The organism is Nitrosomonas sp. (genome assembly GCF_019635155.1).
Classification (GTDB): domain Bacteria; phylum Pseudomonadota; class Gammaproteobacteria; order Burkholderiales; family Nitrosomonadaceae; genus Nitrosomonas.
Window position 1 is genome coordinate 46790 of sequence record NZ_JAHBZY010000021.1, and the last position, 7669, is coordinate 54458.

Genomic DNA, 7669 nt, shown 5'->3' on the forward strand with positions numbered 1-7669 from the left:
GGAGTCTTTAATGAATAAGAACAGTTTTTTATCTCAAAACAATAGGAATTCTAAGAAGGATACACTCATCATTAGGCTATTGTCTGTTGTGTGTCTTGTTGGCGGATTCCAAGTCGCAACCCAGTATTTTGCGCAACAATTCAACTATCAGCCGCAATTAGGCACGCACTTCTTTAACATCTATGAACCCTGGGCAATTCTGATATGGGCAAATAAATGGTATGACGAATATTCGGGCAACTTCGATCTGGCGGCAGGTTTTGGTATTTTATTTTCTAGCATCGGTTTGATACTGGTGCTGGTCATTAAAATGGTACTGGCTAATTCATCCCGGACCAATCAAGGATTGCATGGCTCGGCCAGATGGGCGGATAAGCAGGACATTGTAGCCGCAGGACTGCTTTCAACAGGCAAGAATAATCATAATGATGCAGTTTATGTCGGCGGCTGGCGGGATAATTCCGGCAAAACCCACTATCTGAAACACAGTGGCCCGGAACATGTATTGTGTTATGCCCCAACCCGCTCTGGCAAGGGTGTCAGTCTCGTCATACCGACTCTGCTTTCCTGGACTCAGAGTGCAGTCATTACTGATCTCAAAGGCGAGTTATGGGCATTGACCTCCGGTTGGAGAAAACATCATGCCAAAAACAAGGTGCTGCGCTTTGACCCGGCATCAACCAGTAGCGCACACTGGAATCCTCTGGATGAAATCCAGATTGGCAGCGGTATGGAAGTCGCCGATGTGCAAAACCTGACCACCTTAATCGTCGATCCGGATGGCAAGGGATTGCAAACGCATTGGCAGAAAACCAGCCAGGCATTGCTGGTAGGTGTCATTTTGCATGTTTTGTACAAATCGCAGCGAGAAGGAACTCCTGCCACATTATCGACTGTCGATGCAATGCTCTCTGATCCAGATCGCGATATCAGGGAATTGTGGATGGAAATGGCCATGCAGGATTATTTGGATGGTAAATGTCATCCCGTGATTGCAGCAAGTGCGCGCGACATGCTGGATCGTCCTGAAGAAGAAGCCGGTTCTGTACTATCAACCGCGAAATCCTATTTATCCCTGTATCGCGATCCGATAGTCACGAGCAATATCAGCGCATCGGATTTTAAAATACGCGACCTCATGCACCATGAGAATCCAGTCAGTTTGTATATTGTTTCGCACCCCAATGATAAATCCCGGTTGCGTCCTTTAATCCGCATTCTGATCAATATGATCATCAGAAAGCTGGCCGATAGAATAACGTTTAAAGGCGGCCAACCGAGCGCGCATTACAAACACAAATTGCTATTAATGCTGGATGAATTCCCAAGCTTAGGAAAACTCGAAATCTTTCAGGAATCCCTAGCATTTATCGCAGGCTATGGCATGAAAGCCTATCTGATCTGCCAGGATTTAAATCAACTCAAAAGTCGCGAGACCGGCTACGGGCATGATGAAGCGATCACCTCCAACTGTCATATCCAGACCGCATTTGCACCCAATCGTATTGAAACAGCGGAACACTTATCCAAACTGACCGGACAGACCACGGTCATCAAAGAGCAAATTACCACCAGCGGGCGCAGGTCATCGATGATGCATGGGCATGTGACACGTACCCTGCAAGAGACGCAGCGCGCATTATTAACACCGGATGAATGTATGCGACTGCCCGGCCCGATGAAAGATACTGATGGCAAGATCACCAAGCCAGGCGACATGATTATTTATGTGGCCGGGTTCCCGGCCATTTATGGCACGCAGCCTTTGTATTTCCAGGATGAAACCTTTACGGCACGGGCACAAGTAAATCCCCCGAGCTTCAGCGATAAATTAACCGGATTGTGAGATACCTCGAACGCATGAAAGTCAACCTCATGAAAAAAACCATCAAAATCCTGATTGTTTTGATTCTGATTATGAGCGCTAGCCTATTTGTACTGAGTATTGGTGCACGAATCAGCGGGATTTATATCAATACCACACCCAGCTTGCCGGTGGGTTTTTACAAAGTTGTTGATGAACCGATTGTAAACGACGCTTATGTCGCTTTCTGCCCGCCACAGAATGCGGTTTTTGATATGGCCAGGGATCGATCCTACATCAATCGAGGGAATTGTCTGGGCGGTTATGGTTTGTTGTTAAAACGAGTGTTTGCACAATCCGGAGATACGGTTTCCATCGATCAGGCTGGCATCTTTGTGAATGGCAAACACTTACCCAACAGCGCTCAGCTCACAGCCGATGCTGAAGGTCAACCATTGCCGCAATATCGGCTTCAAGCTGTGGTGAATGATTCTGAATACCTACTGCTATCCGATGTGAACCCACAATCCTTTGATGCGCGCTATTTCGGATTGATTGTGCGTGATCAGATTCAACAGGTTGTACGTCCGGTTTTTACCTGGAGTCATTAATTAAAAGGAGGCAAAACCATGCATAGACCACCGATTGATGCTGAAACCAATAATCCTGACATAACAGAAATCATTCAGGAAAAGCTACTCGATGCTGAGATACCGGGCTTCCAGGCTGAATTTGATCCCTTGGAGGCGGAAAGGCTGGGCGCATTCAAAGAAGATGCTTTGAGTGAGGAAGATGCGCTGGATAGCACAATTGATCATACAGCGGAGGTTCAAGATGAAAGAGGCTAAGAAGGCTTTTCATGAACAAGTCGCCGAGAATCTGATTGAGCAACTCAAAAAAGGTGTTGCGCCCTGGCAAAAGCCGTGGAAACCCGGTGATCTGCTTACCATATTACCCATGAATCCCACATCCGGTAAACGTTACCGTGGCATTAATAGCTTGAACCTGATGGGCCGTGCGTATACGGATCCGCGTTGGCTGACGTACAAGCAAGCGGTAAGTCTTGGCGCACAGGTGCGCAAAGGTGAAAAAAGCACGCTCGTGCAATACTGGAAATTTACCGAGGAGCACATCAAAAAAGACGATAGCGGGAATCCTGTACTAAATAGCGAAGGTAAACCCATTAAAGAACAGGTCAGGCTTGAGCGCCCCAGAGTGTTTTATGCCGCCGTATTTAATGCTGAACAAGTGGATAATCTGCCAGAACTTGACATTAAAGCCCCCGACTGGGACCCGCTGGAACGGGCTGAACAGATATTACAGGCATCCAATGCCGTGATTCGTCATGGCGAGGCAGACAATGCGTTTTACCGGCCATCAACCGACAGTATCCACTTGCCCCACAAGCACCAGTTTCCGACACCCGATCGCTATTACGCAACAGCCCTGCATGAACTGGGTCACTGGACAGGCCATGAGTCGCGCTTAAGTCGTGACCTATCGCATCCATTCGGTAGCGAGGGCTACGGCCGCGAAGAATTGCGCGCTGAGATAGCCAGCATGCTGCTCAGCGGCGAGCTCGGGATTGGTCATGACCCAGGACAGCATGTGGCTTATGTGAATTCATGGATCAAAGCACTACAGGAAGACCCAACCGAAATTTTTCGTGCTGCTGCGGATGCTGAAAAGATCCAGGATTATGTACTGGCGTTGTCACAACAACAGGAAATTGGACAGAAAATTGCACAGGAAGTTAATGCGCAGGAGGTAATCAAGATGGATCAAATCAAGCAAAACACCGCTACTTATTTACAGAATCTCTCCCCTGATCTGGCAACCATCGCGTCCCACAACATCAAACTGTTGAATGATCTAACTCAGGACATGCCTAACAAGGATCAAGATGCCATCATTCTGGTAGCCGATGCACTCAAATTTTTGAGGGGCGGCGGCATTGACAATCTGGAGTTTGAAGAGATCGCAGAGGGTAAATTGGGTTTTCGAATTCCGGCTGACTGGAATGGACAGATCCAGGTACAGGGTAATGCGATTCAAACCGATGAAAATGGTATTGAGTCTGTGGTATCCGCTCATTCACAGAATACCGAGCCGCAATTTTGGGGCGTGTATATGCAGCGTGATAATCAGACTTTTCAATGGGTGAAAGACTGTGAATCCAAACAAGAAGCGCAAGATTTAACCAATCTGCTTGTACTCATAGATGTCGCTGCAGAAAAGAATGAACATGAAAAGGCCGCCAAGCTTGCCCACATCCATGAAAATCGCATTCGAAATGATCCAAATACCACTGATGTATCGATATTAGGAGCCAAGACCGAGCAAAACGATGAAAATGCTCGTGAATATTTGATTGTTCCTTATACGGAAAAAGATTTGGCAAAGGCTGCTGGAGCTCGTTGGGACAAAACCGCCCGTGCCTGGTACGTAGGTTCAGAAGCAGATATTCAAACATTACAGCGTTGGCTACCGGAGAATGTTGCCAATCAACAGGAACCTGCGATAGATCCTCACGTGGAATTTGCTGAATTGCTGCGCGCAAATAGTTGTCTGGTTGATGGCAATCATCCGGTGATGGATGGCAGCAAACACAGAATTAAAGTTATCGGTGACAAATCCGGTGAGAAGTCAGGTTTTTATGTGGCGCACCTGGATGGTCATCCAGCTGGATATTTCAAGAATAATCGAACCGGTATAGAGACTCGCTGGAAAGCCAAAGGGTATTCATTAACGGATGAGCAAAAAGCAGAATTGATCGCCCATGCCGCTATCAAGCAGCAAAACAGAAAAGCCGAACAACATGCGCAGCAAATTAAAGTTGCTGATGCCCTTCAAGAATTGCTGGCGATCGCACCGGTTGCCGGTCCAGATCATCCTTACTTACTGGATAAGCATGCCCGACCAGGCGATTTGAGAATAGTGCCGCAGAATGTGCATGATTTGCCAACCGATTCAATCATCAAAATTGGTCAGAACTGGCAGGAAGTCAGGCTACTACGTGAGGAAAATCCAGACAGTATTGTACTGACTGCCGGTGATTTATTGCTGGCTGTACAAGATATTCATGGTCAGATCTGGAGTGCGCAAACGATACAACCCAGTGGTGCAAAGCTTTTTGCAGCGGGTAGCAAGAAAGAGAATAACTTTCATGTGGCGGGTAATGCAGGTCAGGGATTGGATGCAGCAATTAACAAATTACCTGCCATTGTAATTGCTGAAGGTTATGCCACCGCAGATACATTATCTCAGGGGCTGAATTATCCTGTCATAGCTGCATTTGATTCAGGTAACTTGCCCACAGTTGCGCAGGATTTACATCATAAATACCCGCACAAGCCAATCGTTATCGCAGGCGACGATGATTATCATCTGGAATCCACCCTTGGCAAAAATCCCGGCAAGGAAAAAGCGCTGGAAGCAGCAAGTTTAGTTGATGGTGTGGCAGTATTTCCAGTTTTTGCGCCGGGTGAGCGAGACTCAAAGAAATTAAATGATTTTAATGATCTCGCCAATAAAAGCGCGCTAGGTATTGAGGCGGTTAAACGTCAGGTCGGATCGGTTGTTGAAAAAGTATCTCAGCTGGCTAAACAGGACAGCTTATTGAAGTTACAAGTCCCTATTGAACCTAAGCAGCGGGAAATCAAGCAAAAACGGGCATTGGTCAAGTAATCTTATAAAGGAGGCCGCAAGATGCGCGATACTATGCGGAAGATTCCAGGAATCCCATCCAGTTCTGATGAAGGTGATCTTTATGAAAAAATTGAGACTCGTCCCGGTACAACCGATAAGCAAAAGGAAGCGGGGCGATGCGCCTATACAGAACTGCTTGAGGCTCATGCTCGATGGGCAGGTGGCACCTTACTGGGTTGTAATTTCCCGAAAGACTTCCGAGAAAAGGGAGGAACCACCTTCCTGAATCAGTCTGTCAAATCAGGTCATGATCTGGCAGTGATGGCGCAAATACTGCGTGATCCGCGTTATGAGACGCTAAGAATCTTCTATACCCGTATGAATCGCATCATTCATCATACAGCTGTGAGTTCCAGGCTGCCGGGTGCGATTTACTTGGAGAAGATCGGACATGCCAATCATGATCTGGGTATTTTGGTAGAAAAAACAAAACGCCAGGTTAAGGCAGATGGTTACTGGTTATTGCATAACCATCCATCGGGTAATGCTACGCCATCGAGTCAGGATGTCAGACTCACAGAGATACTGGCATCAACTGTTCCGAGTTTCAAAGGCCATGTGGTAATCAATACCAGTCAATACAGTGTCATTGATAAAGACGGTCATGTCGATTTTGTGGCTTGGATGGGTGATCAGGCAGGAGGTTATCAGAATAATCATTATAAAAGTCATGAGCTGCTTTTGGAGAAAATAGCCTCACCGGAGGATCTGGCAAAGATAGGTCATGCTTTAAAAAAGCGGGATCAGTTTTTTAACTTCATAGGACTCAGTGCAACAGGTTTTGTATTGTCGTTAAGTGAGTTACCCCTATCTGTATTGGAGCGTCCTCAAAATCTGCTTCTGGCACGACTACAAAATTTTGCACGCAATTCTGGCGTCAATACGGTATTTGCCATCACGAACACCAATGATTACAGACACCCGGTATTATCCAAAGCCTGTGAAGCTGGCATCTTAAAAGATGTGCTAACCGTAGAGGGCTCTGATTATCGTTCATTGCGGGAAGAAGGATTATTTGCGTCAATGCCCGGTGAAATAAGCGCCATTCTTAGAAAGCCCAGATCCTTTGTGAAGGAAGATGGCGGATTAACCAAGTTAAGGGGCAAAGGACGCAATAGGTAGCGGACTGGATGACTATTTGTGGCGGTATTGAATTCAATTAGAAAAGCTTTAGTTGTGTTTGCTGTGCAAAAACTGAAAGTGATATTTCTAGATCCCCTTTTTTTCTAATTGTGGTGATTTCCGCACTTATGGTTTTATCTCCAATAAAAAATTGCGGTGTTTCGCTCTTCCATGAGTCAAGTACAATTGGTGCTGTAACTTTTAATAAAATTTCCTTAGTTGCCGCATGTTCTCTTTTATCAGTCCATTTATTTATTCTAGTTTCGGAACGACGATAAGGTGCATAATTAGAGACACTCTGAAATTCGTTTAGAGGCAGTGAATTTTGAGAAGAATCTAAATTGTATTTTGTAGAAGGCAATGGATTTGTGGTTTTTACGAGAACAACACCATCCTTAAATCCACCAACTTTATTTAGTTTTCTTTCCTTTGCTTTTGTGACTTCGGACATGTCTGCTTTTAAACTATTTAATATCCCATCTATAACTTCTTGGACATCTGATAATTCTTCGATTATTGAGTCATGATCTTTCGCATCTAAAACTTCAAGAGATTCTTCTACCAGTTTTTCACATAAAGCTCTTAATAGGTCATCACCTATTAAACGTTCAGCTTTTACAAGTTCTCCACCCGATTCAATTTTTTGAGGGATCTTGTCTCTAACTAACTTATTAAATACCTGCTGCTCATTATCACCTTTAAATGTAGTACCTGCTTCTACATTTGCGCCCGTTTGAAGAAGTTGATAATAAGCATGAGAAAGAGTAGCCCCTTCTAGAAAAATAACAGCATCAATTTTTTTAACTAGCCCACCAATTTTTTGTAATGCATTTCTATCACGTAACAATATTTCATCTTGAGGTTTTACAAGCACTCTTCTAATACTCTTGTCATTCGAATCTACAAGTGCTTCTAGTTTTGCAATATCTTCAAAATTTTTAATTTCAAATATTTTATCAAAATGCGTTTTATTTCTATGACCATGACTTCTTTGTATTTTTTTTAAGTCATATTCTTCATGATACCAAGGTAAAA

6 protein-coding genes are annotated in these 7669 nt (G+C 44.9%); 5 read left to right on the forward strand and 1 reads right to left on the reverse strand.

Features of this window, described 5'->3' with window-relative positions; translation table 11 throughout:
- The first annotated feature begins 10 nt into the window (after positions 1–10).
- The 5 genes from KF839_RS13085 to KF839_RS13105 are packed head-to-tail and all read left to right on the forward strand — an operon-like array spanning position 11 to position 6634.
- Positions 11–1846: a type IV secretory system conjugative DNA transfer family protein gene (locus tag KF839_RS13085; protein ID WP_292918290.1), complete on the forward strand. Its 1836-nt coding sequence runs from the start codon at positions 11–13 to the stop codon at positions 1844–1846.
- A gap of 29 nt (positions 1847–1875) precedes the next feature.
- Positions 1876–2415 (forward strand): conjugative transfer signal peptidase TraF, encoded by a 540-nt coding sequence (traF, locus tag KF839_RS13090; RefSeq protein ID WP_292918291.1) that lies wholly within the window; start codon positions 1876–1878, stop codon positions 2413–2415.
- Positions 2416–2433: 18 nt separating this feature from the next.
- On the forward strand, positions 2434–2652 hold the full coding sequence (locus KF839_RS13095) for a conjugal transfer protein TraD (RefSeq protein ID WP_108697957.1): 219 nt from the start codon (positions 2434–2436) through the stop codon (positions 2650–2652).
- Positions 2639–5491 (forward strand): zincin-like metallopeptidase domain-containing protein, encoded by a 2853-nt coding sequence (locus KF839_RS13100; RefSeq protein ID WP_292918292.1) that lies wholly within the window; start codon positions 2639–2641, stop codon positions 5489–5491. Before KF839_RS13095 ends, KF839_RS13100 begins: the two co-directional genes overlap by 14 nt.
- A gap of 21 nt (positions 5492–5512) precedes the next feature.
- Positions 5513–6634, forward strand: a complete 1122-nt coding sequence (locus tag KF839_RS13105; protein WP_292918293.1) for a JAB domain-containing protein — start codon at positions 5513–5515, stop codon at positions 6632–6634.
- 37 nt (positions 6635–6671) lie between these two features.
- Here KF839_RS13105 and KF839_RS13110 read toward each other — a convergent pair.
- Positions 6672–7669, reverse strand: a 998-nt coding sequence (locus KF839_RS13110) for a nucleoside triphosphate pyrophosphohydrolase (RefSeq protein WP_292918294.1), incomplete at its 5' end; no start/stop codon positions are given.

Bases quoted from the DNA above. Each gene is read 5' to 3' on its own strand.
- KF839_RS13085 (WP_292918290.1), top strand. From the start codon at position 11: ATGAATAAGAACAGTTTTTTATCTCAAAACAATAGGAATTCTAAGAAG.
- traF (WP_292918291.1), top strand. From the start codon at position 1,876: ATGAAAAAAACCATCAAAATCCTGATTGTTTTGATTCTGATTATGAGC.
- KF839_RS13095 (WP_108697957.1), top strand. From the start codon at position 2,434: ATGCATAGACCACCGATTGATGCTGAAACCAATAATCCTGACATAACA.
- KF839_RS13100 (WP_292918292.1), top strand. From the start codon at position 2,639: ATGAAAGAGGCTAAGAAGGCTTTTCATGAACAAGTCGCCGAGAATCTG.
- KF839_RS13105 (WP_292918293.1), top strand. From the start codon at position 5,513: ATGCGCGATACTATGCGGAAGATTCCAGGAATCCCATCCAGTTCTGAT.